Source organism: Pseudomonas sp. KH_050 (genome assembly GCF_057838875.1).
On the sequence record NZ_CM174478.1, the window covers coordinates 1,138,284 to 1,163,321 of the forward strand.

25 protein-coding genes and 2 pseudogenes are annotated in these 25,038 nt (G+C 57.0%); 13 read left to right on the plus strand and 14 right to left on the minus strand.

The annotated features are described in order from the left end of the window. Positions 1–21 precede the first annotated feature (21 nt). Positions 22–777: a sulfate transporter CysZ gene (cysZ, locus tag AC3IUA_RS05285; RefSeq protein ID WP_489359452.1), complete on the minus strand. Its 756-nt coding sequence runs from the start codon at positions 775–777 to the stop codon at positions 22–24. A 311-nt stretch (positions 778–1,088) separates the two neighbouring features. Here cysZ and trxB point away from each other — a divergent pair, with 311 nt between their 5' ends. After that, the gene (trxB, locus tag AC3IUA_RS05290) at positions 1,089–2,051 is read left to right on the plus strand and encodes a thioredoxin-disulfide reductase (RefSeq protein ID WP_489359453.1); all 963 of its coding nucleotides are present in this window, start codon (positions 1,089–1,091) and stop codon (positions 2,049–2,051) included. A 188-nt stretch (positions 2,052–2,239) separates the two neighbouring features. Here trxB and AC3IUA_RS05295 read toward each other — a convergent pair whose 3' ends face one another. From AC3IUA_RS05295 to AC3IUA_RS05320, 6 genes are all read right to left on the minus strand, one after another. Beyond that, a complete protein-coding gene (locus tag AC3IUA_RS05295; RefSeq protein WP_489359454.1) occupies positions 2,240–2,578 on the minus strand; it encodes a HopJ type III effector protein in 339 nt (112 codons plus the stop codon). Next, positions 2,571–2,867, minus strand: a complete 297-nt coding sequence (locus tag AC3IUA_RS05300; protein WP_150640609.1) for a DUF1244 domain-containing protein — start codon at positions 2,865–2,867, stop codon at positions 2,571–2,573. The genes AC3IUA_RS05295 and AC3IUA_RS05300 overlap by 8 nt, the downstream gene beginning before the upstream one ends. Positions 2,868–2,935: 68 nt before the next feature. After that, the gene (folX, locus tag AC3IUA_RS05305; RefSeq protein WP_489359456.1) at positions 2,936–3,307 is read right to left on the minus strand and encodes a dihydroneopterin triphosphate 2'-epimerase; all 372 of its coding nucleotides are present in this window, start codon (positions 3,305–3,307) and stop codon (positions 2,936–2,938) included. A 2-nt stretch (positions 3,308–3,309) separates the two neighbouring features. Beyond that, entirely contained in the window at positions 3,310–3,870 is a 561-nt protein-coding gene (gene folE / locus AC3IUA_RS05310) for a GTP cyclohydrolase I FolE (protein ID WP_489359457.1), read from the minus strand. Positions 3,871–3,891: 21 nt separating this feature from the next. Next, positions 3,892–4,602, minus strand: a complete 711-nt coding sequence (gene folM, locus AC3IUA_RS05315) for a dihydromonapterin reductase (protein ID WP_489359458.1) — start codon at positions 4,600–4,602, stop codon at positions 3,892–3,894. A gap of 122 nt (positions 4,603–4,724) precedes the next feature. After that, on the minus strand, positions 4,725–5,303 hold the full coding sequence (locus tag AC3IUA_RS05320) for an antibiotic biosynthesis monooxygenase (protein ID WP_489359459.1): 579 nt from the start codon (positions 5,301–5,303) through the stop codon (positions 4,725–4,727). Positions 5,304–5,515: 212 nt separating this feature from the next. Here AC3IUA_RS05320 and AC3IUA_RS05325 point away from each other — a divergent pair, with 212 nt between their 5' ends. Further along, a complete protein-coding gene (locus tag AC3IUA_RS05325; protein ID WP_489359460.1) occupies positions 5,516–6,475 on the plus strand; it encodes a MerR family transcriptional regulator in 960 nt (319 codons plus the stop codon). Positions 6,476–6,488: 13 nt separating this feature from the next. Here AC3IUA_RS05325 and AC3IUA_RS05330 read toward each other — a convergent pair whose 3' ends face one another. Together AC3IUA_RS05330 and AC3IUA_RS05335 are read right to left on the minus strand one after the other, a co-directional pair. Then, positions 6,489–7,094 carry a hypothetical protein gene (locus AC3IUA_RS05330; RefSeq protein ID WP_489359461.1) on the minus strand — a complete coding sequence of 202 codons (606 nt, stop codon included), beginning with the start codon at positions 7,092–7,094 and terminating at the stop codon, positions 6,489–6,491. 53 nt (positions 7,095–7,147) lie between these two features. Further along, positions 7,148–7,621 (minus strand): PAS domain-containing protein, encoded by a 474-nt coding sequence (locus tag AC3IUA_RS05335; protein ID WP_489359462.1) that lies wholly within the window; start codon positions 7,619–7,621, stop codon positions 7,148–7,150. A 147-nt stretch (positions 7,622–7,768) separates the two neighbouring features. On the opposite strand from AC3IUA_RS05335, the gene AC3IUA_RS05340 reads away from it, so the two are divergent. Then, the gene (locus AC3IUA_RS05340; RefSeq protein ID WP_489359463.1) at positions 7,769–8,224 is read left to right on the plus strand and encodes a flavodoxin; all 456 of its coding nucleotides are present in this window, start codon (positions 7,769–7,771) and stop codon (positions 8,222–8,224) included. On the opposite strand, the pseudogene AC3IUA_RS05345 reads toward AC3IUA_RS05340, so the two are convergent. Next, positions 8,205–8,450 (minus strand): annotated as a pseudogene (locus AC3IUA_RS05345) (LysR substrate-binding domain-containing protein); the annotation flags it as partial. The gene AC3IUA_RS05340 and the pseudogene AC3IUA_RS05345 overlap by 20 nt on opposite strands. Here AC3IUA_RS05345 and AC3IUA_RS05350 point away from each other — a divergent pair. From AC3IUA_RS05350 to AC3IUA_RS05365, 4 genes and pseudogenes are all read left to right on the plus strand, one after another. Further along, positions 8,450–8,653, plus strand: a pseudogene (locus AC3IUA_RS05350) (LrgB family protein); the annotation flags it as partial. The pseudogenes AC3IUA_RS05345 and AC3IUA_RS05350 sit on opposite strands and share 1 nt — an antisense overlap. 154 nt (positions 8,654–8,807) lie before the next feature. Next, on the plus strand, positions 8,808–9,590 hold the full coding sequence (locus AC3IUA_RS05355) for a class II aldolase/adducin family protein (RefSeq protein ID WP_489359465.1): 783 nt from the start codon (positions 8,808–8,810) through the stop codon (positions 9,588–9,590). Then, positions 9,590–10,492 carry an alpha/beta fold hydrolase gene (locus AC3IUA_RS05360; RefSeq protein WP_489359466.1) on the plus strand — a complete coding sequence of 301 codons (903 nt, stop codon included), beginning with the start codon at positions 9,590–9,592 and terminating at the stop codon, positions 10,490–10,492. The genes AC3IUA_RS05355 and AC3IUA_RS05360 overlap by 1 nt, the downstream gene beginning before the upstream one ends. Before the next feature lie 128 nt (positions 10,493–10,620). Then, positions 10,621–11,532, plus strand: coding sequence for an SDR family oxidoreductase (locus AC3IUA_RS05365; protein ID WP_489359467.1), 912 nt, complete (start codon positions 10,621–10,623; stop codon positions 11,530–11,532). A 63-nt stretch (positions 11,533–11,595) separates the two neighbouring features. On the opposite strand, the gene AC3IUA_RS05370 is transcribed toward AC3IUA_RS05365, so the two are convergent. The 3 genes from AC3IUA_RS05370 to AC3IUA_RS05380 form a co-directional block, all read right to left on the minus strand. Further along, positions 11,596–12,366, minus strand: coding sequence for an N-acetylmuramoyl-L-alanine amidase (locus tag AC3IUA_RS05370; RefSeq protein WP_489359468.1), 771 nt, complete (start codon positions 12,364–12,366; stop codon positions 11,596–11,598). 211 nt (positions 12,367–12,577) lie between these two features. Next, on the minus strand, positions 12,578–12,835 hold the full coding sequence (locus tag AC3IUA_RS05375; RefSeq protein WP_489359469.1) for a hypothetical protein: 258 nt from the start codon (positions 12,833–12,835) through the stop codon (positions 12,578–12,580). Further along, positions 12,832–14,691, minus strand: a complete 1,860-nt coding sequence (locus AC3IUA_RS05380) for an S-type pyocin domain-containing protein (protein ID WP_489359470.1) — start codon at positions 14,689–14,691, stop codon at positions 12,832–12,834. The genes AC3IUA_RS05375 and AC3IUA_RS05380 overlap by 4 nt, the downstream gene beginning before the upstream one ends. 922 nt (positions 14,692–15,613) lie before the next feature. Between AC3IUA_RS05380 and AC3IUA_RS05385 the strand changes: the two genes are divergently transcribed. The 6 genes from AC3IUA_RS05385 to AC3IUA_RS05410 all read left to right on the plus strand — a co-directional run bounded on the left by AC3IUA_RS05385 (position 15,614) and on the right by AC3IUA_RS05410 (position 24,145). Continuing rightward, a complete protein-coding gene (locus AC3IUA_RS05385; protein WP_489359472.1) occupies positions 15,614–17,407 on the plus strand; it encodes a DUF1302 domain-containing protein in 1,794 nt (597 codons plus the stop codon). Between the two features lie 25 nt (positions 17,408–17,432). Next, entirely contained in the window at positions 17,433–18,800 is a 1,368-nt protein-coding gene (locus AC3IUA_RS05390) for a DUF1329 domain-containing protein (protein WP_489362246.1), read from the plus strand. A gap of 347 nt (positions 18,801–19,147) precedes the next feature. After that, positions 19,148–20,674: a glycoside hydrolase family 10-like protein gene (locus AC3IUA_RS05395; RefSeq protein ID WP_489359473.1), complete on the plus strand. Its 1,527-nt coding sequence runs from the start codon at positions 19,148–19,150 to the stop codon at positions 20,672–20,674. Between the two features lie 148 nt (positions 20,675–20,822). After that, positions 20,823–23,363, plus strand: a complete 2,541-nt coding sequence (locus AC3IUA_RS05400) for a LuxR C-terminal-related transcriptional regulator (protein ID WP_489359474.1) — start codon at positions 20,823–20,825, stop codon at positions 23,361–23,363. Between the two features lie 181 nt (positions 23,364–23,544). Beyond that, the gene (locus AC3IUA_RS05405) at positions 23,545–23,880 is read left to right on the plus strand and encodes a hypothetical protein (protein ID WP_489359475.1); all 336 of its coding nucleotides are present in this window, start codon (positions 23,545–23,547) and stop codon (positions 23,878–23,880) included. Between the two features lie 118 nt (positions 23,881–23,998). Beyond that, positions 23,999–24,145 carry a hypothetical protein gene (locus AC3IUA_RS05410; RefSeq protein ID WP_489359476.1) on the plus strand — a complete coding sequence of 49 codons (147 nt, stop codon included), beginning with the start codon at positions 23,999–24,001 and terminating at the stop codon, positions 24,143–24,145. A gap of 73 nt (positions 24,146–24,218) precedes the next feature. Here the strand turns inward: AC3IUA_RS05410 and AC3IUA_RS05415 are convergent, their stop codons facing one another. Beyond that, a complete protein-coding gene (locus AC3IUA_RS05415; protein WP_489359478.1) occupies positions 24,219–25,010 on the minus strand; it encodes an IclR family transcriptional regulator in 792 nt (263 codons plus the stop codon). Positions 25,011–25,038: the final 28 nt, after the last annotated feature.

The window sequence follows — 25,038 nt, forward strand, 5'->3', positions numbered from 1 at the left end:
GATGATGGATTTGTGACGAGATCAGCGCTGGTTGACCACCAGGTTCTCAGCGCCGCGCTCACGCACCCAGAACAAGGTCGCCCCGGCCACCGCTGCCGGCATCATCAGGATGTTGACCAGCGGAATCAGCAGCACCAGATAGACGATTCCACCGAAGCTCAGGCTCTGCCAGCGTTTCTCCCGCAGCCAGGCGAGCATTTCGTTCCAGCCGAGCTTGTGGTTGTCCGCCGGGTAGTCGATGTATTGGATCGCCATCATCCACACGCCGAACAGCAGCCACAGTGGCGCGGCGACCAGGTTGAGCACGGGGATGAACGAGAGGATGAACAATGCAATGGCTCGCGGCAGGAAATAGCCGAGCTTGCGCATTTCACGCGCCAGGGTGCGGGGGACCATGGCAAACAATTCACCCCAGCTGAAGGCCGGGAAGTCATCGGTGCCGCGTACCACCACTTCGACTTTTTCCGCGAGAAAACCATTGAACGGCGCGGCGATGACGTTGGCCAGCATGGTGAAGGTGAAGAACACCATCAGCACCACCAGCACCACGAACAGCGGCCAGATCAGGTAGCTGAGGAAACTCAGCCAATCTGGCAGCGACGGCATCAGGGTATCGACCCACAGGCTGAACTGATGGCTGGCCAGATAGATCAATCCGACGAACAGCACCAGGTTGATCGCCAGCGGTAAAAGGACAAATAAACGAAGGCCGGGGCTCAAGACCAGCTTCAGGCCTTCGCGCAGGTATTGCGGGCCGGACAGAACGGGGGCGGGCATAACAGAGTCCTTGCAATGGGTAAACGCGCCGACCTTACCGGCTTTACCTTGCAGGCGAAAGCGCGGCACTGGCGTCGACATTAACTGTAACAAAGGCGTCCTTAAATCCGCTTCATGGAGATAGAGACCGCCTATGAGCTGGATTGTTAATCCGTATTTCCTTAATCTTCGCCCCCTCGATACGCTGCATCCATATTTTTCAGGACTGTCGGGTTCAAGCCTTCCCCAAGTGCTTTCGCAGTCCTTTTTTTATTCCAGCCGGTTTCCGGCGTTCCGCGCCAGAGTCCCGGGCCGGTCAATAGGAGTGAGTCATGTCTGATGTACGTCATTCGCGAGTGATTATTCTCGGTTCCGGCCCTGCCGGATACAGCGCTGCGGTCTATGCCGCCCGTGCCAACCTCAAGCCTTTGCTGATCACCGGCATGCAGGCCGGCGGCCAACTGACCACCACCACTGAAGTCGACAACTGGCCGGGCGATGTCCATGGCCTGACCGGCCCGGCGTTGATGGACCGCATGAAAGAGCATGCCGAGCGTTTTGAAACCGAAATCGTGTTCGACCACATCAACGCTGTCGATTTCGCCGCCAAGCCTTACACCCTGACCGGTGACAGCGCTACTTACACCTGCGACGCACTGATCATCGCCACCGGCGCCAGCGCCCGTTACCTGGGTCTGCCTTCGGAAGAAGCCTTCATGGGCAAAGGCGTTTCGGCCTGCGCCACCTGCGATGGTTTCTTCTACCGCAACCGTGAAGTGGCCGTGGTCGGCGGCGGCAATACCGCCGTTGAGGAAGCACTGTACCTGGCCAACATCGCCAGCAAGGTCACGCTGATCCATCGTCGCGAAACCTTCCGCGCCGAGAAGATCCTGATCGACAAACTGCACGCGCGGGTTGCCGAGGGCAAGATCGTCCTCAAGCTGAATTCGACCCTCGACGAAGTGCTGGGCGACAACATGGGCGTGACCGGCGCGCGCCTGAAGAACAACGATGGCAGCTTCGACGAGCTGAAAGTCGACGGCGTGTTCATCGCGATCGGCCACACCCCGAACACTTCGTTGTTCGAAGGTCAGCTGACATTGAAAGACGGCTATCTGGTAGTGCAGGGCGGGCGTGAAGGCAATGCCACCGCGACCAGCCTCGAAGGTATCTTTGCCGCCGGTGACGTGGCTGACCACGTTTACCGTCAGGCCATCACCTCGGCCGGCGCCGGCTGCATGGCTGCACTGGATGCTGAGCGTTATCTGGACGATCTGCAGAACGCCAGGTTCTGAATCTGATGAAATGAAAAAAAACCGGCGAAAGCCGGTTTTTTTATGATCTGCAATTGGCTTCAATCTCTGCAACTTTCGAAAAGATCGCAGGCTTCGCCAGCTCCTGCGCTGACCCTGTACACCCGTGATTGACCGGTTGTACGCCCCCCGTAGGAGCTGCCGCAGGCTGCGATCTTTTGATCTTCCAATCAGCGGCGCTGCAGTGGCTGTGCTACGAACGTCACTCCTGCCAACCCATGAGCGATCAACGCGCGGATGTTGCCGTGGTCGCTGCCATCCGGGGTCGCTACCACTGAGCGATAATGCTCACCGAATGCCAGCAAGGCTTCTTCGTCGCTCAAGCCTTCCAGCAGCGCCAGACCCAGGGTCTTGCACGAACCTTCGTTTTGCCCGGCAGCGTTTTCCACACCGCCGTTGTTGAAGGCCTGAGGCTGGTAATCGTAGCCCGCGGCGATAAACGCCAGGGTATCGGCGAAAGCGTGTTCGCCGCTTTTCAGGCTGGCGCGCAGGGTGTTCAGATCAGTCATGGGTTTTTCCTTTGGCGAACGCCGCTTGCTGTTCGGCGCTGGCTTCTTGCTGGTATTTGGCTTTCCATTCGGCGTACGGCATGCCGTAAACCACTTCACGGGCATCGTCCATGCTGACCTCGATCCGGCGATCGTCGGCCTCGGCCTTGTACCACTTGGACAGGCAGTTGCGGCAGAATCCGGCGAGGTTCATCAGGTCGATGTTTTGCACATCCTTGCGGCTATCCAGGTGCGCGACCAGGCGGCGGAAGGCGGCGGCTTCGAGTTCGAGGCGTTGTTGCTCGGTCATGATGGGCTCTGTGCGATCTATCGTGGCGCGGATGATAAAAGTCTGGCGGGCAATTGGCCAGACGCGGGTCAGCGACTTGCGGCGAGGGTGATCGACACCGACTCGGCAAAACGCAGGGCATGGGGTTTGTCGACTTCGACTTCGGCGTACAGTACCGATACGTTGCTCATCACCAGATCGAGCAATTCCTGGGTCAGGCGCTCGAGCAGGGCAAAACGGTTGCCCTCTACGTGGGCAATGATCGCCTTGGTGATGGTCCGGTAGTTCAGCGCGTGGTCGATGTCATTGTCGCGCACGGCATCCTGCGCGGCATACAGGATGGTCAGGTTGATCAGCACATCCTGCTTGTTGAGTATCTCGTCCTCGTTGATCCCGATATAGGTACGCAAACACAGGTCCTTGACCCGGATGCGTGCCATTCCTGGTTGAAGTTGTGGCATTGCTACTTGCTCCGTCCAATCAATTGCAGGAACTCCTGGCGGGTGGTGCTCGAGTCGCGAAAGGCGCCGAGCATCACTGAGGTGTTCATGGTCGAATTCTGCTTCTCGACGCCGCGCATCATCATGCACATGTGTTTGGCCTCGATCACCACCGCGACACCGGCGGCATGGGTCACGCGCTGAACCGCCTCGGCGATTTCCCGGGTGAGATTTTCCTGGATCTGCAGGCGGCGGGCGAACATATCGACGATCCGCGCGATCTTTGACAGCCCCAGCACCTTGCCGGTTGGAATATAAGCCACATGCGCCTTGCCGATGAAGGGCAGCAGATGATGTTCGCAGAGTGAGTAGAGTTCGATGTTGTCGACGATCACCATCTCGTCGTTATCAGAGTCGAACAGCGCCCCGTTGACGATCTCCTCCACGCTTTGTTCATAGCCATGACAGAGGTACTGCATGGCCTTGGCTGCACGGGCGGGAGTGTCGAGCAAACCCTCGCGATCCGGATTTTCACCCAGGCCGATCAGGATCTCGCGGTAATTCTGGGGTAGGGATAACGTCATACAACATCCTCGCGGGGCGGCTTACTTGAGGTGCCGTCCGCCGTTGACTGTCAGGGTCGTTCCTGTGACATAAGGGTTGTCCAGCAGATAGCGCAGGCTCTGGTAAATCACCTCGCTGCCGGGTTCGATACCCAGCGCGGACTTGGCCAGTGCCTTGGAGCGATACGCTGCATCGTCCTCGGGGTTGAACAATAGCAGGGCCGGGGCGATGCCATTGACTTTGATCCGCGGGGCGTATTTCGCCGCGAAGGACAGGGTCAGGCTGTCGAGCCCGGCTTTGCTGGCGCAGTAGGCGATGTGTCTGCTGCTGCCCTTGCGGGTCACATCGTCGCTGATATGCACGATGTCCGCCGGCTTCGAGCGCTCCAGCAAGTCAGCACAATGCAGGTTGATCAGATAGGGCGCAAGCATATGCACGCTGAACATCCGGGTGAATGCGGCGGTTTCGCTATCGGGCGTTTCGGCCAGCCAGGCCGAGGCGTTATGCACTATCGCCCGCAGGCGATCGGTGTGGGTTTTCAGTTCGGCGATGAACGCCAGGATGCCGGCTTCGCTGGAGAAGTCGGCAAACAGCGCAATGGCCCCGCGTTCGCGCAGGGCTTGCACGCCAGGCCGCTCGCTGCGGTAACTGATAATTACCGGATGACCTTCCTCCAGCAGCCGCAACGCGCAATGCAGGCCGACGCGCTGGCCGGCACCGGTGATCAGGATCGGGGCAGGAGAAAGATTCATTGACGGCTCGGCTCGCAGGTAAGGGAAAACTATACCAGCGACCATGGGTGTACAGCCATGGAGCCTTTGTGGAAGCGCGATTGCCCGCGAAACAAGCGCCGCGCAGTGTCAGGCAGAACCGGTCATCGTTCTTCGCGGACAAGCCCGCAAGTTGCACCGGGCGATGATCGTGCAGGTGCAGTGTTCAACCAGCCTGCCAGCAGGCGGGTGGACAGCGGGATAAAGAAATACACCATCAATGGCGTCAGGGCCAGGGTGCTGAGCAATACCCGGCTCAACAGGTCCAACTCGCCCAGTAACGGACCCAGCAGCAGGTTGAACATTAACGAGACCGGAAAGAATGCCAGCCAGATCGCCACTGCCTGCTTCCAGCGGGGTGGACGTTGACCGACGGCGCCAAACCAGCCATCGATACCGCTGACCCGATGTTCCGAAGGATGCGCGAACAAGTCGCTGCCCCGCACCAGCCAGGCACTGCGCGAGGCGGAGTGTTCCCAGGCATGCAAGGTCTGTTCATTGGAAAAGCGGAAGATGATCTGGAATTCGTCATCACCCGGCGGCGGCGCAAGCACGCCAGAACCGAGGTAGCCGGGGAAGTCGGTGGCCAGTTGTTCGCCTTCGCCAAGCCAGGCGATCAAGTCCTGGTAACGACCATTGGCGACGCGGCGCGCGACCATCAAAGTGACAGGTGAGGCAGACATTATGTATCTCCGTATTGCAGGCGTGCGCTCCCGGATAGGGCACGCACGGCACGCAGCACCGGGGTGGTGGGCTGCGTTTAAGTACAAGCAAGGATTATTCCTGATTTCGTCAAATACACCAGTGGTGTTGATCGACTATCCACCCCTTGGATGAACGGTACTGATTGAGCGTAGAATCGGATCCAATTTATCGGCTGAGACTCAGTACCCAGATGACCGTCACTACTGAACTTGCCCCGGCTTCACTGAAATCTCGCCAACTTGAGCAGGAACACCTGTTCCCGATCCGGGAGGTGGCACGGCTGACAGGCGTCAACCCGGTGACCCTGCGCGCCTGGGAGCGACGTTACGGGTTGATAGTTCCTACACGTACCGAGAGTGGGCATCGGTTGTACTCAATGACCGATATCGACAAAGTGCGCAGTATCCTCAGCTGGATTGAACGTGGGGTTGCGGTCAGTAAGGTCGACAAGATCCTGGCCAAAACCGGCGCGGCACCAGCACTGTCCAATGACTATTGCAGTGAAGATGCCCAAAGCGAATATGGGCAATGGCAGATGCAACTCAAGACTGCTGTCAGTGCGTTTGATGACCTGCAACTGGAACGGCTTTATGGGCGGATTTTTTCCAGTTACCCACAGACTGTGGTGTTTCAGGACATTTTGATGCCTCTCTGGAAACAGCTGGTGCCACAACAAAATACCTTTGGTCAGACCAGCGAGTGGCTGTTCCTGGATGGCTTCTTGCGTGCTCGGGTTGTGCAACGTTTACTGTTGCTGCGCGGCTCGCAACCGCAACGGGTGCTGCTGACAGCCAAGGTCAGAGAGTGTCGCGAGCTTGAATTGCTGGTGGCTGCCTTGTTCATGGGAAGCCCGGAGGTCGGTGTCAGGGTACTGACGGTGGGGCAACCGTACGATGAGTTGGCCTTGGTCTGCGAAAAAATCAAACCTCAGGGGCTGGTGCTGTTCTCCAGCCATGCGCCGGCTCCCGATTTACCCAGACGTTTGAGCCGTCTGGCCATGACCCTGAATTGTCCGGTAATGCTGGCGGGTGAGGTGGCGGATCTGGCGCAGGAGAGTCTGGCGGGGTCGTCGATCGGGTGTCTTGGCAGCGATGGTCTGGTGATGCAGCAGCGCCTGCAACGATTCCTGGCAGGTACACTGGATACCTGAGAAGGAGTGGCCGTCAGGCGTGCAGTGCGGGATGGGTCAAGCGATGCTGCTGGAGAATGTACTGGCGCAGGCGCTCGGTCTCGTCCTTGTCGCCCTGGTTCAGACAATAGGCGTAATAGCCGTGCTCGGTTTCCCGTTCGAAGGTGCCACGCAGAGCGATGCGTTCGTAACCTGAAGGGCTGAACCAAAGGGCGAAGTGCTTCGGCGGCTTGGTTCGGTTGCGAATCTCCAGCAACACCCCTTTGAACGAAATTTCGTGGACCCACAGTGTCCCCGGTTGGCCCTTGGCGTTTTCCAGAGCAACCGGTTCCTCCAGCATCAAACGCCATGGCCGGACCATGGGCCCGTCTTCATAAATGCTCGGCACACCGAGGCGCAAATGCAACGCGTGAAATTCGTCTTCCACCAGGTGCAGCGGAAAGGTCATTTGCTGATTTTCGAAGGTTGCCTGGATGGTCACCTGCTCATGAGCGGCCAGGCGCGTGAGCAAATCGCGAATCTGTGAACCACCGTTGACCAGCAGGCTCGAGTTTGCATCCCGCACGTTGAGCTGCGGGTTGTGCTGCATCGTCTGGATAAAATCCAGCTCATCCTGGGTCAGGAGTGCGTTGCGGTGCATGGTTTGCTCGAAAAAAAGAGTACAGAGTCGTTGGTGATTGTAGTTAGTGACACCTAATTCGCAGATTGGTTTAAACCGTTCGTCGCCTTTAGCGCTGCGAGTTCGGCTTTGACCTCTGCCAATTGCGCTTCAAGCTCTTCTACCCGGCGCTGAGCCTTGACCTGCAGGGTGACATCTTTTTGCACGCCAACGAAATAAGTCTGTCTATCGCCATCATTGAACACTGTCGATAGTGACAGTTCATTCCAGAAATGTGTGCCGTCTTTACGGTAGTTCCGCAAAACTTCCCGGCAAGCTGTGCCTGAACCCAGCGCCTTGCGAATCAACTCGAGTGCCGGTTGATCGCGGTCACCGGACTGAAGAAAGCGGCAGTCCTGATACAGGATCTCTTCGCTGCTGTAACCCGTCAGGCGTTCGAATGCCGGATTTACATAAATCAGAATGTTGTCTTCACCTTCTTTTTCGGCGATCACAATGCCGTCGTTGGAGGCGTTTATCACCATTTGCATCAATTGAGCATTGATCATCGATAGAGTCCGTCCTGTGTCGATTGGGGCGCAGCATTCTATTACCTCCTGTCCACCTGCCGTCAGCGTGAATCGAGGGGCACCCGCAGGTTTTCGTGCGCGTGCTGTTAATATCCTGTTCTTTTACTCAGTTTCAGGATCAGATTGATGAAAGTCGCCATTCTTTCCGGCTCGGTATACGGCACGGCTGAAGAAGTTGCCCGGCATGCTGCAAAAATTTTAAATGATGCAGGTTTCGAGGCCTGGCACAACCCGCGCGTGAGCCTGGCCGATATCCTGGCCTTTGGCCCCGAGGCTTTTCTGGCGGTGACCTCGACCACCGGCATGGGTGAATTGCCGGACAACCTGCAACCGCTGTACTCGATGATTCATGATCAATTACCAGCGGCCTGGCGCGGCCTGCCAGGCGCAGTGATCGGTTTGGGTGATTCCAGCTACGGTGACACTTTTTGTGGCGGCGGCGAGCAGATGCGTGAACTGTTCGCCGAACTCGGCCTGCGTGAAGTCCAGGAAATGCTGCGTCTGGACGCCAGCGAAAGCGTCACCCCGCAAACCGATGCCGAGCCTTGGCTGGCGCAGTTGGTCAAGGCTTTGCGCGACTGACCGGATACTCGCGCAGCAGCGCCCGCCAGGCCTGCGCCGCTTTTGATAGATACGCTCCCTGACGCCAGATGAAGGCGATGTCCCAGCGCAGATACTCGGGCGCCTTCAGTGTCAACCGCACGACGCCTGGTCTGACCAGGCCGCGTGCGACGACTCTGGGCAGTAACACCACGCCCTGGCCCGCAGCCACCAGCGCCGCGAGAAAGTCCGCCTGACCGCTGCGTCCGCTCAATCACCACGCCCTTCGCCATGTCTTTGGCCCATGACCTGGGTGGCGTGCCGGAATTGACCGCCGTCTTCGTGATGTTCACCGGGGTCAGTCGGGCCCATGAAGTGGGGGGCGAAGAAGGTTCGGTGGCGGGGCTGGTGATGGTCCTGACCGGGCTATTGAATCTATTTGCGGCGCCTTTATTGGCGTCTATGCTTTGACACCGAGTTGAACCGATTGATACCAGGCTCAGGTCTGACTCGCACGGCCAGTAAGCTGGCTGCCAATGCAACTACCCCAACTCGAGAGGCTGGCTAGACTGGACGGACATTAACAAAAAATAATAAAAAACCAACGTCTGCCGAGGTCCTTGCCGTGAGCGTAGTCCCCGTCCAATCGACACCGAATGTGAAAGACCAGGTCAGTGCCGCCGAGTGGCAGGCCCGGGTAGATTTGGCCGCGTGCTATCGGCTGGTGGCAATGCATGGTTGGGACGATCTGGTGTTCACGCATATTTCGGCCAAGGTTCCGGGCACTGAAGATTTTCTGATCAATCCCTTTGGTTTGATGTTTCACGAAATCACCGCTTCCAGCCTGGTGAAGGTCGATCAGGCCGGCAACAAGCTGATGGATAGCCCCTACGAGATCAATCCTGCGGGTTACACCATCCATAGCGCTGTACACGAAGTGCGACACGATGTGGTCTGTGTCCTGCATACCCACACCGCCGCCGGCGTCGCGGTTTCCGCGCAGAAGCAGGGCATATTGCCGATCAGCCAGCAATCGCTGTTTGTGCTCTCAAGCCTGGCCTGTCACGCCTATGAGGGCGTCGCGCTGAACCATGAAGAGAAGGCCCGGTTGCAAGCCGATCTGGGCGAGAACAATTTCCTGATGCTGCACAACCACGGTCTGTTGACCTGTGGCGGCACCATCGCCGATACCTTCCTGATGATGTTTACCTTCCAGCGTGCCTGCGAAATCCAGGTGCTGGCGCAGAGCGGAGCGGCGGAACTGATCGTCATCGAACCGCAGATTCTCGCAGGGGCCAAGGCGATGATCGCCGGGGTCACCAAAAGCGCCCAAGGCATGGGCGGCACGCTGGCCTGGCCGGCGCTGCTGCGCAAACTCGACAAACAAGACCCGGGGTACAGACTCTAATGCCACTCGCCGAGATTCCTCTGTGCGCCTGGCGCAAACGCGGGCAGAACTTTCTGTTTCGCGGCCAGGTCATTCGCTACTGGGTGGCGGGGCAGGGTGAACCGCTGTTGCTGATTCACGGTTTCCCGACCGCCAGTTGGGATTGGCATTATCTCTGGCAGCCTCTGACCCAGCGCTATCGGGTCATCGCCTGCGACATGCTCGGTTTCGGCGACTCGGCCAAACCGCTGGATCACCACTACAGCCTGCTGGAGCAGGCGGATTTGCAGCAGGCGCTGCTCAAGCATTTGTCCATCGATCAGCCGGTGCATGTGCTGGCTCATGATTACGGCGATAGCGTTGCCCAGGAACTGCTCGCCCGGCATTACGAAGCCAGCATCCAAATCGCCAGCTGCGTGTTTCTCAACGGTGGGTTGTTTCCGGAAACCCATCGTCCGGTGCTGATGCAAAAACTCTTGCTCAGCCCATTGGGCTGGATGATCGGCCGCGCGTTCAGTCGTGAAGGGCTGGTCAGGAGCTTCAGTCAGATCTTCGGCCCTCAGACCCGGCCCAGTGAAAGTGTAGTGGATGACTTCTGGAGCCTGATCAAAAGTAATCACGGGCCACGGATCCTGCACAAACTGATCGGCTATATCCCGGAGCGTCGCGTACAGCGCGAGCGCTGGGTCATCGCCATGCAGCGCGGCGAGGTGCCCCTGCGGGTCATCGATGGCGAAGTCGATCCGATTTCCGGCAGGCACATGGTCGAGCGTTATCGGCAATTGATCCCCAATCCGGACACCGTATTACTGGCGGAAATCGGCCATTACCCACAAACCGAAGCCCCAGGCCAGGTACTCAAACACTATCTGGATTTTCGCGACCTGCTGGTCTCCAAACCTCGGAAAAGGGCCTGCTCCTGAAGAGGCTGTGGCGAGGGATCATCGCCCTGCCTTATCGCGCACCATTCAGCTCGTGCCGTGTTTATTGTGACCCGCCAAGCTGTGGCTGACACTCAATGCATTGTCCATTGGCCCTGCTGGAGTTCTGTATGAATGAGTCTGTGCGCTTCGAAGATAAAGTCGTGATCGTCACCGGTGCAGGCGGCGGTCTGGGACGGGCTCACGCGCTATTGTTCGCCAGACACGGCGCCAAAGTGCTGGTCAATGATCTTGGCGGCTCGGCTCAGGGCGAAGGTGCCAACGCTTCAGCGGCAGACCGTGTGGTGGCAGAGATCCGTGAGGCCGGCGGCACCGCGCAGGCTAACCACAACTCGGTGACCGATGGCGACAAGATCGTTCAGAACGCCCTGGACGCCTTCGGTCGCGTTGATGTGGTGGTCAACAACGCGGGGATACTGCGGGACAAAACCTTCCACAAAATGGACGACAGCGATTGGGACCTGGTTTACCGGGTACATGTCGAAGGCGCCTACAAAGTCACCCGCGCCGCCTGGCCGCATATGCGCGAGCAAAATTATGGCCGGGTCATCTTCACCGCGTCGACCTCGGGCATCTACGGCAACTTCGGCCAGTCCAACTACGGCATGGCCAAACTGGGTCTCTATGGCCTGACCCGCACCCTGGCCATCGAAGGCCGCAAGAACAACATCCTGGTCAATGCCATCGCCCCCACCGGCGGTACGCGCATGACCGAAGGCCTGATCCCGCCGCAAGTCTTCGACCAGCTCAAACCGGAGCTGGTCAGCCCGCTGGTGGTGTACCTGGCCAGCGAAAACTGCCAGGAAACCTCCGGACTGTTTGAAGTGGGCGGCGGCTGGATGGGCAAAGTCCGCTGGGAACGCAGCCTCGGCGCCGGGTTCGATCCTCGCACCGGGTTCTCGCCTGAAGACGTGGCGGCCCAATGGCAACAGATCTGCGACTTCGAAGGCGCCGCGCATCCAAACGACAACATTGAGGCGTTGAAGGAAATGATGGCGAACCTGCAGAAGCACTCGCTCTGAACCCAGGCTTTAACTCAGTACCGTCGAAGGCTGCCCAGGCTCCCGCAGGAGCCTTGGCATTTCTCATGCCGGGAAATATTTGTGAACCAGCGCCGCAAGGTTTGCAGCGGTTTCAGCGTCCAGCACACCGTCATGGTTTGCCGGACGGAAGTGTAGCTGGAAGGCCCGAACCAACCGCTGAAAACCCGCCGCAGTGGTCGCGGCGGAAATGTCATACCCGTACTTCTTGAACCTGGCGAGTATGTCCTCCCGAGAGGGCAGTCCCTTGAGGGAATAGTCCCTCAGGAAAGTATTTCGACTGTCTTCGTCAAACCAGGCGCCGATACCTTTCAAATACAGTTGATGCCAGGGAAACATCGGCCCCGGATCACTCTTCCTGCCGGCAGCAATATCCGAATGGCCCACGACGTTGACCGGGCTGATATCCGGATAGCGTTTCAGAATATTCAACGCCAACTGTTCAACCGCCGCTATCTGTTGTGGCTGATAAGGCGGGAAAGTGAACTGGCCATTGTTATCGGTTGCCAGGTTGACGATCTCAATGCCGATTGACGTGTCGTTCAAATTGCTTCGATTGCCCCACGCACTGACGCCCGCATGCCAGGCGCGATCACTCTCATCCACCAGATTGAAAATCTCCTGTTCACTGAATCCTGCCTGCAGGTAACTCGGGTCAGTGATATCGGGCACCAGATAATGAGCACTGACATTGGGGCCGGTCAGGGCGTTTTTTGAAGCAGAGAAGTTTGCGGCGGTGTAATGCATGACCAGGAAACGAACTCGGCTGTTAAAACCGTTAACGGAGCGGTAGCTGGTGTAGTTGATGGGTTTCATACAAATACTCGTGGCAAATGCGGATGGAGTGCATGTCAGGTTGGTTGATATGCATTGATGTGTATCTTTCTTCAGGTTAGTAGCCACTTGCACGAGTGAGGGGTGTTTGTTCTGTAGGTGATTTCTTTAATGGTTGTCGGTTTTTAAGCGATATTCTGTAGGGCGCTGCTACCAAGCCGCTGGTCTGCAGTGGCTTGGTAAAAATTAACAGTCAGACGTATCTTTTTTCTGTCACGAATTTTGGCTCTTTCCAGTTAGGGCCTTTGGTTGCCAGTCCTTTTTCACCGTTGGCCAGTACGCCTTCTTCGAAAAGTTGTGCATAGACTTTTTGAAGTTCTCCGTGCTGGATTGCTCCACGATTGTAGCGTCTGATCATCATATCTAAGTGTGGAGGTGCTTTGGCTAGTGCGAAGACAGACACAATATCCTCTAGTGACTCATTTTTAACGATTTGTTCAATAGTGTTCATTGCTGCATCTCCTTCAGAAGACTTTGAAAAAATTTTCTGTCCTGTTCGTCTGCTGCGGCTAATGCTTTTTCCGTGTAAAGTAGTGAGTTATCGTCTTTAACTTTGTAATCTTCGAGAGTTGCAGTGTGAGCATTGTTCCATGTAGGGGAGTCTTGTTGTGGCGTGTCTGTGTCGCTGTAACCTAAAGCTCTAAATCTATCCAGCTCTCTGATTTCATGAGTGTAGTAACGTTTGTCAATGTCAGTGAGATCGAGTTCTCCCTTCAGGATTTTTTCCAGTCGTTCGATCATCACGTTGTTGGCGTCAGAGGCTGCAAGTCGACCAGTATGAAGTTTTACCAAATCCAATCCTCCTTGAGAGATTATGGCAGAACTCCATTCCAGATCCTGAATCGGCCCCCCCGCCTGCTCTGGATTAAAATCGCGGCCACTGTGCTCCCCCGTGGCAGTGGCGCCGTCGTATGGGCTGCTGAACACCACATAGAGAGGCGGTATGCCGGAATCATCCGGGAACACCGTGATGAAGCTTTCCCAGCCAGTCTCCAAGACAGGAAATATATCTATGCGCCCCTCCACCGGTACAACCGTAGCACCGGGATGAACGGGAAGGTCAGGCTGTGCAACTGGCAATTGGGTAGAACTGTTACCTGGTGTCACCGCGGGTGTCCAGGTCAGAGTGCTGGTTGACGAGTTGGACGGCGTCACACGATAAACATTGCCCTGTGTATCGTAGATCGCCATCCTCAACGGAACGGTTGACGGTAGGTTCACTCCGTCGGCTGTCGAAACGAAGACCTCTGTTCCTACCCCTGTCGACCTGAAACCGATACGCACAGGGAGCTCGATTTCTCCCCCAGCGGCGGCAATTGCGTGGAAATCCCGACCATGGTCAGGCGCAAGTTCCGAAAGTGGGACGCTAATGGAATAGAGATCGCTGTTGCCTAACTTTGACGGAATGAGCAGCGCAGCGAATCCACCTAAAATTGCACCCGCCGAAGCGGCTGCACTTGCAATAACCGTGGACACCGCAGTGCGCAGAGCGGCTTTTAGCGCCAAGGAGGTCGCCGGGTTGGTCGCGATCGCTCCTGTGGCGGAGGTAAAAACCGGGCCAAATGCCGCCGATGAACCCGCGTTGGCAAACGTTATGACTTGCTGGCGGGCATGTTCCTCTGCCAGTTTTTTTGCTTGCTGTTCCGCTTCCCGGCGAACCTGTTCGGCTTGCCTTTGAACTTCGGCTTGCGCCGCGAGATGAGCCTGTTCGGCGGCGATGTGCTGCGCGGCTGCTTTTGCAGCAACCTCAGCCTGCTCGTTGGCCAATCGTTGAGCTTCTGCCAATGCTGCAACCCGCGCTTGCTCTCGAGCCTGGGCCTCTGCTTGCACGTTGATGCGTGCCAATTCAGCAGCGACACTCTGGGCTTCCTGTTCTGCATCGATTCGTGCCTGATCATCTGCCTGCACAGCGCGGAGGAGGTTCTCCACATTGACGGATTGCTGGTTGAGCATCTGGATGGTTTGAGACAACAATCTTGCGTCATGGGCGGCGCTGTACGACGTGACCCATGCCTGCATCGCGATACCATTCGGGCTGACCTGCTTCTCCATGGTCAAGGCTTTTGGGTAGAACTCCTGCAACGGCCTGTTAATTGGGTCGAAGCCATAAAACCCATTGGCGATAGCTGTTTTGTTATGGAACTCAGCGGTCTTTCGAAGCAAAAGTTTGTTACGCACGCCCAATTCGCGAATGATCGCTTCGGCGGGCGGAAGCGGGTCAGTTGGGCCTTCCAGCCTTGTTTCGGCCAGTTCATTCTCAATGGTTTGCGGTAGTTGGTTGGATCGGGCTTGATATTCCTCTGCCAATGCCTTGACGGTGGTCCGCAGTTTGCGAAAATTTTTCCGACTGCCGGCTGGAAGCCGAAATGGCCACTGTTAGGGTAGTTTGGTGAAGTTTCGGGTGCGGGGTTTATGCCCGGAGGAGCTATTGCTGTAGTATGGACAGCTTCAGTTAATTCCCATGGTGGAGGCTTCTGCATATTCATATCCTTTTGAATGCCTGCTATGGTTGAAAAATAATATCTTTGTATCGATCGTCACTTATGAGGGGCGACTTTCGCTGTGTGATTTAAAGTTACATTAAAAGTGGAAGTTATGGGTCTGAGAGGAGTGTGAGTCGTTACGCGCAATATTGAGCGAGGTTTCGATAGGTCAGGAATGAAAGCAGAATTATCGTTGGAGTAAAAAGATGTTTTCTATAGACCTTGCGAAAACTTCTTGTAGGAAGCGAAAAGTCGTCATTTGCCGGAGTGCCGCCCATAAAAAAGGCCGCTGCATACGCAGCGGCCAAGGTAAGACGTTCGATCAAGGAGCTATAAATCAACGTCAGTGAAATCGGGGTGACGAATTGAAACAAGTTTTTTCAATCGGTCTGAAATCTGTCAATCATCAAGTGGCGTGGTCACACTTTTGATAGTTGCGCTTTTCGGTGGTTTTCCGTGAAATCCCGACAAGAATAAGCGCTTATCCACAAAGAAAAAATAGCGATTCGCGACATGCACTGTTACATCCTGGGTAACAGTCGGCAGCTGCTACGAAACCTGTTGTGCCTCGCGCTATCCATTCCCCTGATAGCCCGCGATCCAGCCCATGGATGCACCGCGCAAAGCCCCGCTCTGCATGGCCTGTCATCCTTTAGAGCTACACCGCGAATACCTCCTTGGTGCGCTTATCGCTCCCCCCATGCGGCAGTAGGGTGAGGCCTTCTGTCACTCACCGGGGAAGACGCATGACAAAAACAACAATGCGCGCCATCTTCAGGCCGCAGGCGCTGGCCGCTGCGGTTGCCTTGGGTTGCTGTGCCCAGGCGCAGGCTGTTTCATTCAACATCGGGGAAATCGAGGGGCAGTTCGACTCATCGCTGTCGGTAGGCGCCAGTTGGGGACTGCGCGATGCTGATAAGGAACTGGTCGGCATTACCAATGGCGGCACAGGCCAGGCGTCGACCGGGGACGATGGGCGTTTGAATTTCAAGAAGGGCGAAACCTTCTCGAAAATCTTCAAAGGCCTGCACGACCTCGAGCTCAAATATGGCGACACCGGTGTGTTTGTCCGCGGTAAGTATTGGTATGACTTCGAACTTCAGGATGAAGATCGCGAATTCAAGCCCATCAGCAACCACAACCGCAAAGAAGGCGCCAAGTCTTCCGGCGCGCAGATTCTCGATGCCTTCGTCTATCACAATTATTCCATCGCCAATCTGCCCGGCACGGTGCGGGCCGGTAAACAGGTGGTCAGTTGGGGCGAAAGTACCTTCATCGGCAACTCGATCAACAGCATCAACCCGATCGACGTTTCCGCTTTCCGTCGCCCTGGCGCGGAAATCAAGGAAGGTCTGATTCCGGTCAACATGCTGTTTGCTTCCCAAGGCCTGACTGACCAACTGACGGTAGAAGGCTTCTACCAGCTGGAGTGGGACCAGACAGTCGTTGACAACTGTGGGACCTTTTTCGGTAACGATGTGGTTCAGGACGGTTGCGACTCCAACTATACCGTCGGCAGTCCAGCCATCGCGCCGTTGCAACCGCTGGCGGCGGCATTCGGGCAAGGCTTCGATGTCACTTCCGAGGGCGTTGTCGTGCCCCGCGGCGGTGACCGCGATGCCCGCGACTCCGGGCAGTGGGGCACGGCGTTGCGCTGGTTGGGTGACGACACCGAGTACGGCCTGTACTTCATGAACTATCACAGCCGCACGCCGACGGTCGGTACCACCACTGCCGGGCTGTCGACGCTGGCCAGCCTGCCGGGCATGGTCAGTATTGCCAACCAACTGGCGCCGGGCAGTGGCTCGGGGCTGGCGCGAAGCGTGATGCTCGGGCGCGGTCAGTACTACCTCGAATACCCGGAAGACATTCGACTGTATGGCGCCAGCTTCTCCACCACCTTGCCCACCGGCACTGCCTGGACCGGGGAAATCAGCTATCGCCCCAACGCTCCGGTACAACTCAACACTACCGACTTGACCCTGGCGTTGCTCAACCCGATTGCCGGTGGTGCCGCATCACCGATCCAGACTACAGCGGGGGCCGACAATACCGGTTACCGGCGTAAGGAAGTCACCCAGATCCAAAGCACCATGACGCAGTTCTTCGATCAAGTGCTGGGTGCTGATCGCCTGACCCTGGTCGGGGAGGCAGCGGTGGTGCACGTCGGTGGTCTGGAGCCGAGGAGCGAGTTGCGTTATGGCCGCGACTCGGTCTATGGCCAGTATGGTTTTGGCGGCGATACCCAGGGGTTTGTCACCTCTACCTCCTGGGGTTATCGCGCCCGGGCGATCCTCGATTACAACAACGTGATTGCCGGGATCAACCTCAAGCCCAACCTGTCCTGGTCCCATGACGTTGATGGCTACGGTCCCAACGGACTGTTCAACGAAGGCGCCAAGGCAGTCAGCCTCGGAGTCGACGCCGACTACCGCAACACCTACACCGCCAGCCTCAGTTACACCGACTTTTTCGGTGGCGACTACAACACCCTGACTGACCGTGACTTCGTCGCTTTGAGCTTCGGCGTGAACTTCTGATATGGCTGAGAAGGACAACAACATGATGCGCAAAATGATTCTGCAATGCGGTGCCCTGGCCTTGAGCCTGTTGGCTGCCAACGTAATGGCCGCGGTCTCGCCCGAAGAGGCCGCCAAGCTAGGCACTACACTGACGCCAGTGGGGGCCGAGAAGGCCGGCAACGCCGACGGCTCGATTCCCGCGTGGACCGGCGGCATTCCGAAAAATGCCGGCGCAGTGGACAGCAAAGGCTTCCTGGCCGACCCGTTCGCCAGTGAAAAACCGCTGTTCACCATTACCGCTGCCACCGCTGACAAGTACAAGGACAAACTCTCGGACGGGCAGCTGGCGATGTTCAAACGCTACCCGCAAACCTACAAGATTCCGGTGTATCCAAGTCACCGCACCGTCGCGTTACCGGCGGATGTCTACGAAGCGGCCAAGCGCAGCGCCCTCAACGTGAACTCGATCAACGACGGTAACGGTCTGGTCAACTTCACGGGCAACCGTTACTACGCCTTCCCGATTCCGAAGGCCGGCGTCGAAGTGCTATGGAACCACGTCACCCGTTATCGCGGTGGCAATCTCAAGCGCATCATCACCCAAGCGACACCGCAAACCAACGGCAGCTATACCTCCATCCGCTTCGAAGAAGAAGTCGCGGTGCCTGGGAAAATTCCCGATATGGACACGGAAAAAGGCGCCAATGTGTTGCTCTATTTCAAGCAGTCGGTGACGGCACCGGCGCGCCTGGCGGGCAACGTGCTGCTGGTTCACGAGACCCTCGACCAGGTCAAGGAACCGCGTCTGGCCTGGGTCTACAACGCTGGTCAACGGCGGGTGCGTCGCGCGCCGCAAGTGGCCTACGACGGGCCGGGCACTGCCGCCGACGGCCTGCGCACCTCGGACAACTTCGACATGTTCTCCGGAGCGCCGGATCGTTATGACTGGAAGCTGATCGGCAAGAAGGAAATGTACATTCCGTACAACGCCTACAAGCTCGATTCGCCGAGCCTCAAGTACGACGACGTCATCAAGGCCGGGCACATCAACCAGGACCTGACCCGTTATGAGCTGCATCGGGTCTGGGAAGTGGTCGGTACCGTCAAGCCGGGCGAGCGGCACATCTACGCCAAGCGTCATATGTTTATCGACGAGGACAGCTGGCAGGTGGCGCTGGTGGACCACTACGACGGTCGTGGCCAGCTCTGGCGGGTAGCCGAAGGGCACCAGCAGTTCTACTACGATCACCAGGTGCCGGCTTATACGCTCGAAGCGCTTTACGACATTATTGCCGGTCGTTACATCGCCCTCGGGATGAAGAACGAAGAGAAGCACAGCTTCGAATTCGGCTTCGCGGCCAAGTCGGCGGATTACACGCCATCGGCGCTGCGCAGCGAGGGCGTTCGCTAGACCTTACACGCGCCATGCAGGCCCTGTTCATCGCTCGTACCCATTGGCACGAGCGAAGAACAGGGTTTTTTTACTGAGTTGAATTGAATTTGAATAGGACTGTGTAGTGGGTGGGAAGTTTCTTATGTGTTTGTGAGTTGTTTTCTGGTTATTGAGTAACGTCGAAAGTTCACCCGTTTTTTTTGTTGGAAGAGTTGTTTTCTGAAATATCATTTATTCTTTTATACAGGTCTGAGCGGGCGGTATCGCCAGGATTGAATTACTCTCTGAGTATGCAGTGGATCTGTCGCCTGATGTCGCGTTATCGGTGGGATAAGGCGCCGACAGGTTCGCAGGAGTAACAGAACATGGATGCTCAGAATCAAATACAGCATAAACGTCATCTACGCGGAAGTTGGATCGCCACGGTCATTAATCTCGATTGGCCCTCTACTACTTCCCGTACAATCGTTGACGAGACAGAACGGGTAAGGGTTCAGAAGAGTGAGCTGATCGCCATGCTGGACGAGGCAGTCGACCTGCGGATGAACGCGGTGTTCTTTCAGGTCAAGCCCTGTTCGGATGTCTTCTATCGTTCCGCCATTATGCCCTGGTCGTCGTACCTGACCGGAACGCTTGGCAAGGACCCGGGCTTCGATCCGCTGCAGTTCGTGATCGACGAAGCCCACCGGCGAAACCTCGAACTGCATGCCTGGTTCAACCCCTACCGGGTTTCGATGAACACCCGGCAAAGCACCATCGAGCAGTTGACTGCCGTCTTGCCAGGGGCGCCCGCCAGTGTCTACGTCGCCCATCCGCAATGGATCGGTGTGGCCTCGGATCGCTTTGTGCTCGACCCTGGAATTCCCGAAGCACGAGCCTGGATCATCGAAGGCGTAATGGAAGTGGCGCGCAATTACGCTGTCGATGGTATCCAGTTCGATGACTATTTCTACTATGAGTCATCCAGCTCGAAACTCAACGATGACGCCACATTTACCCTGCATGGGCAGAGCTTTTCCAGTAAGGCGGATTGGCGTCGTAACAATACTTTGCAGTTGATCAGTGAATTGTCTCAGTCGTTGCGACAGTTCGATTCCGCTATCAAATTTGGTATCAGCCCAGCCGGGGTATGGCGTAATAAAAGTGATGATCCGCAAGGTTCCGATACCTCTGCCGGTATTCCAAATTTTGATGCGGGATTTGCCGATACACGCCGCTGGGTCCATGAAGAATTGATCGATTACATCGCCCCGCAAGTTTATTGGAGCTTTGCTTTGAAAGCGGCACAGTTCGATATCGTGACCCGCTGGTGGGCCGATACCGTGCAGGGGAAAAACGTGCATTTGTACATTGGCGAGGCGCTTTACAAAGTGGCTGTGCCAAGTCAAAGCGAGCCACAATGGACGCAGGACAATGGCGTCTCGCAAATCAATAAACAACTGGCGTGGAATATCGATATCCCGCAGATCCAGGGTAGCGTGCTGTTTCGTCACCTGTTCTTGCGTGAGCCAGCGGTTCTGCCTGCCATTGCCAGGATCCGTGAAGGGGTGTGGAGGTCTGTGGCCCTGGTGCCGACCATGCCTTGGAAGGGAGGCTCCCCGCCAGTTCCTCCGGCCTGCGTTCAACAGATCGGAACGCTGGCCGGCACACAGGTCAAATGGCATGAGAGTACCGCCAATCCACCGGGCAAGACCTGTTATTACGCCCTCTACAAGTTCCCTGCAGGGGAGCCGGTGGATACCGGGCGAGCGGATCGATTGGTGGCAACCGTCAGGCGAGACGAATGCCTGCATGTCTGGACCGACCCGGTGCAGCGCAATGGCGAGGTGACCTATGCGGTCACGGCGCTGGACCGAGGACATTTCGAGAGTGCGGCTACGATCGCGTCCTGAAACGCTCTGGCAGTTACAGGGACTGAGTCCATGGCGACCCACGGGTCGCCTTTTTTATGGGGGCCAATCAACGCACTGAATACTTGTTCAATCCGCTCGGGCAAGAGGGCTAGGGTGGCCGGATAAAATCAAGAAAAGGCATGCCGCAATGACCGCCATGACCGCACGTCTGGATCCTCCTGGATTTCTGCCTCGCTTGCCCTCCCTGCACGTGTACCGTCCCCGCTTGAGTAATGCTTTGCTGGCTTCGTCGGCCAGGGTCAAGTTGCTCTGCGCGCCAGCCGGCAGCGGCAAAAGCGTATTGCTCGGCGAATGCCTGTTGCAGGTCCCGTCGCAGTGCAAGGTCGGTTGGTTGCCGTTGGCGGGACAGCGGCAAACGAGCGCGCAATTCTGCGAGCTGCTGGCTCAGGTGCTGGGTCTGGTGGCGGCCGATGAGGCTTCCCTGCTCAATTATCTGAGTCGATTGCGGACCCCGACCTGGTTGTTTCTCGACGACTATTGCCGCGTGCCAGCTGCGGAACTGGACCTGCTGCTCGATCGGCTGCTGGCCGTCAGCAGTCCGGCATTGACCTGGTGGCTGAGCGGCCGCAGGCGTGCGCAATGCAACTGGCCGCGCCTGCTGCTGGATGATGAGTTGTACGAGTGCAACGCAGCGGACCTGGCCTTCGATCAGGCTGAAATCGAACAGCTGCAGCAGGCATCTCCGTACAACCCTGGCGCACATAATGCCGGGCGGATTTTCCAGCTCACCGGCGGCTGGTGTGTCGGGGTGCGGATCGCCCTGATGGACACTGCGGGCGGAAAATTCACCCGTTCAGGGACTCTGCTCGATTATCTGGAGCATGAACTGTTCAGCGGTTTGTCGCCGGAACTGGCAGAGGCCTGGCGGGTGCTGGCCCATCTGCCGCGTTTCAATGCGAGCTTGTGCGAGCATCTGTTTGGCGCAGGGGAGGGCGCCCAATGGCTGCGTTCGTTGCATGAGTCGGGCTGCTTCATAGAAGCCTGGGATGCTTCGGCGGATTGGCTGCAGGTCTTTGCACCGTTGGCGCGGCGCATACGCGCCGAAGAGTGGCCCGGCGGGCGTTCCTGGCACCGTCGCGCCTGCCAGTGGTTTGTCACTCAGGAGGACTGGCAGGCCGCCTTCGAGCAGGCGTTGCTGGCCCAGGAGTATGAAGTGGCGGTCAGCTTGCTCCAGCACTTCAGCTTCGAGCACCTGTTCCAACAGCAGAACGTGGTGCTGCTGTTGCGTCTGCATGAGCAGCAAGGTGACGAACTGATGCTCGGTACCCCGCAACTGGTCGGGCTGATTACCGCGGCATTGCTTTTTGCCGGCCGCTTCGAACAGGCCGCCGCCTGCATCGATCAGATGGCGCGGTTCGCTCCACAGCCGTCTGCCACCTTGCAGCGGCAGTTGGTCGCGCGTTGGCAGGCTCAACAGGGATGGTTGTTGCACCTGCAGGGTAGACAGGAGTGTGCCCGGACGCACTTTCTCGACGCCCTGACCGAGCTCCCCGCGTCCGCATGGACTGCACGACTGCTGTGCTTGTCCGGGTTGACCCAGCAAGCGTTGCTCAACGGAGAGCTGGATGTAGCGCAGGCGACCAATCGCGAAGCGTTGTGCCTGGCGCGCGCACAAGGTTCGTTGTTACTCGAGAGCTTGCTGGAACTGGATCACGCGCAACTGCTGGAGCAGCGTGGAGCTCTTCAGAGGGCGGACAGTCTGTTGGGCACTGTCTATGAGTTGCTCGGCGAGCAAGTCAACCGCCCCTCGCCATTGCTGGGGAGGATTGCCTTGCGTCGTGGACGCCTGGCGTTACGCCAGGGGCAGGGTGAGCAAGCCGCGCAGTACTTTCAATCGGGGCTGCTAGAGTGTGTGCACAGCCAGGACAAGCTAGCCTTGTATGGCTTTCTCGGCCAGGCGCTGTTGGCGGGTAATCAACGTGACTATGCCCAGGCCTTTGTGCGCTTGCGCGATGCCGAGCGGCTGATGCAACAGCGGCATATCCCGGACACGGTTTACCGTGGCGTACTGCTGCAAGTCAGCAGTCACTTCTGGTTGCAGCAAGGTCGTCCGGAACTGGCCCATGAAGCCTTGAGTCGGGTACTGCGGCATTACCGCGGGCCGCATGCGCGTCAGGCGCCTCCGGCGACCCTGGAGTTGATTCCGCGTCTTGAATATTTGCTGGTGTTGGCTGAGGTATATCTACAGCAAGCGAAAGAGCCTGCAGTTCGGTTTGGTGTCTTGCTCGAGGCTGCACAGCGTCAAGGAATGCTGGGCCTTGAGGCTGAACTGCAGTTGGCGCTGGCCGAGGTCGCATGGCTTTGCGGGGATGCGGTCCTGGCCAGAAAGTCTCTGGAAACCGGCCTGGCCTTGGTGAGCCGTTGCAATCTGCAGCAGGCGCTACACGAGTTGAATTTGCGCCAACCGAATTTAATGTGTGACTTGGGTTATGGGGGGAGAATCCAGGAGCAGCAGTTTTCAGGGATCAACGACAACCCTCTGAGTCAGCGCGAGCTGGAAGTGCTCAAACTGATTGCTGTCGGTCATTCCAATCAGCAAATTGCCGAGCAACTATTTATCTCGTTACATACAGTAAAAACTCATGCTCGCAGGATTCACAGTAAGCTTGGCGTGGAACGCAGGACTCAGGCAGTTGCCAAAGCCAAGGTGTTGGGGATGATGAAGTGATGAGCGTCAGGCGTATTGTCTTGAATGTTCACTATATTGCTGACATTAAATTTTACGAATGCATACAGGTTTAAATGTGCGCTCTGTTTGGTCGGGCGCTATAGTCGAAGGGCGGCCAAGGAGAATTGAGTTTTATTTATTGTTTGGTCGTTAAAATCAACTTCATATTTAGAGTCTTGTTATGTCCTACCAAACACTTTTACACGAAGTCAGCGCCAAGCTACGTACCCTCTTCACCGATCTAAAATACGATCTGGACCCCGATAAGACCTACCTTAACGCGGTAGTGATCAATGACCTGAAGGAACAAGTGGTCGGCTACTCCCAGACGCTCAGTTGGGCGATCATGGAAAAAGTACAAGACAACGAATTGCCTGCGTTTAATAGCGAATTTGCGGGTATTTATTCTGCTCCATGGACCTTCGATCCGCAGTATCGTGTCAATATTCTCGAGATGAATGTAGATAAACTCAACATCCTCGGCGGTGGGGTAGTTCGTTCTTTCAGGGAGGAATGAAATATTTGTTGGCCTGTGGCCATGTCTCGTTATTCGAGATTCTGTGTTAATGGAAAGGTGTTTATGTATAGCAGTTCGGACATGGAGTCCGGGCGCATGAACGCTAAAAGGAGTTGTTATGAGTGATCGTTATTATTACAGAAGTGATCAGCGTATTATCGAGCTTGGCAAAGGCCATATTGCGCATGCAGTACGTGTACTGTTGGAGGAGCGTCCTGCAAAGCTGGGGCTTCATTCTGAAAAAAATATACATTACCCGAATTGACGATCTTATATTCCGGCAGTACTGAATTAATAATCGTGGACGCTGCACTGGACGATTCTATTGCGCCGTCCGGTCAGCGCTCATAGCCCATTCTCCAGCTAATCGCCTGGGTCGCCGCCAACAAGCGTTGCGCCGCCGGGCCATGTTCATCGGCATGAAATAACGAAGTCGGGCCAACCACGGTGAGCACCGCGGCCACGTTCCCGACTGCGTTGAACACCGGTGCCGACAAGGCGTCCACGCCTGGCATCAGCAAGCCATGGACATGATGCAGTCCGCGTTCGCGAATCTGCTCGCACAGCTGCGCATAAACCTGGTCATCGGCCAGCAGATGGTTATCGCTCGCCTTCAACTCCTGTTCGCGCAATTCGACGGTTTCACGGTCAGGCAGGAATGCGCTGAACACCAATCCGGTCGATGAACTGAGTAATGGCAATACCGACCCCAATTGAGTGACCACTGTCACCGCCCGCACGGCCGGCTCGATATGCACCACGGTCGCGCCCTGGTTACCCCATACCGCGAGGAAACAGGTTTCGTTCAGCTCGTCGCGCAACTCCGCCAGAGGCAGGGCGGCGACTTTCAGCACGTCCATACTGGCCAGAGCGGCCAGACCCACGCGCAACGCTTCCCGGCCCAGGCCGTAATGATTAGTGGCACTGTTCTGCTCGGCAAAGCCACTGGCAATCAGCGCCTGCAAATAGCGGTGAACCTTGCTCGCCGGCATCTGCACGTGTTCGGCCAGACGTGACAAAGAAGTCGACGGTGACAGTTGCGCCAGGGCCTTGAGGATGTCGGTGCCGACCTCGGCCGAGCGGACTTTCTGTTTACCGTTGCTGTCGCTGGTGCTGCGCGGCTTTTCCATGGAGGCGGTGTGATCCCGAGACGAATGG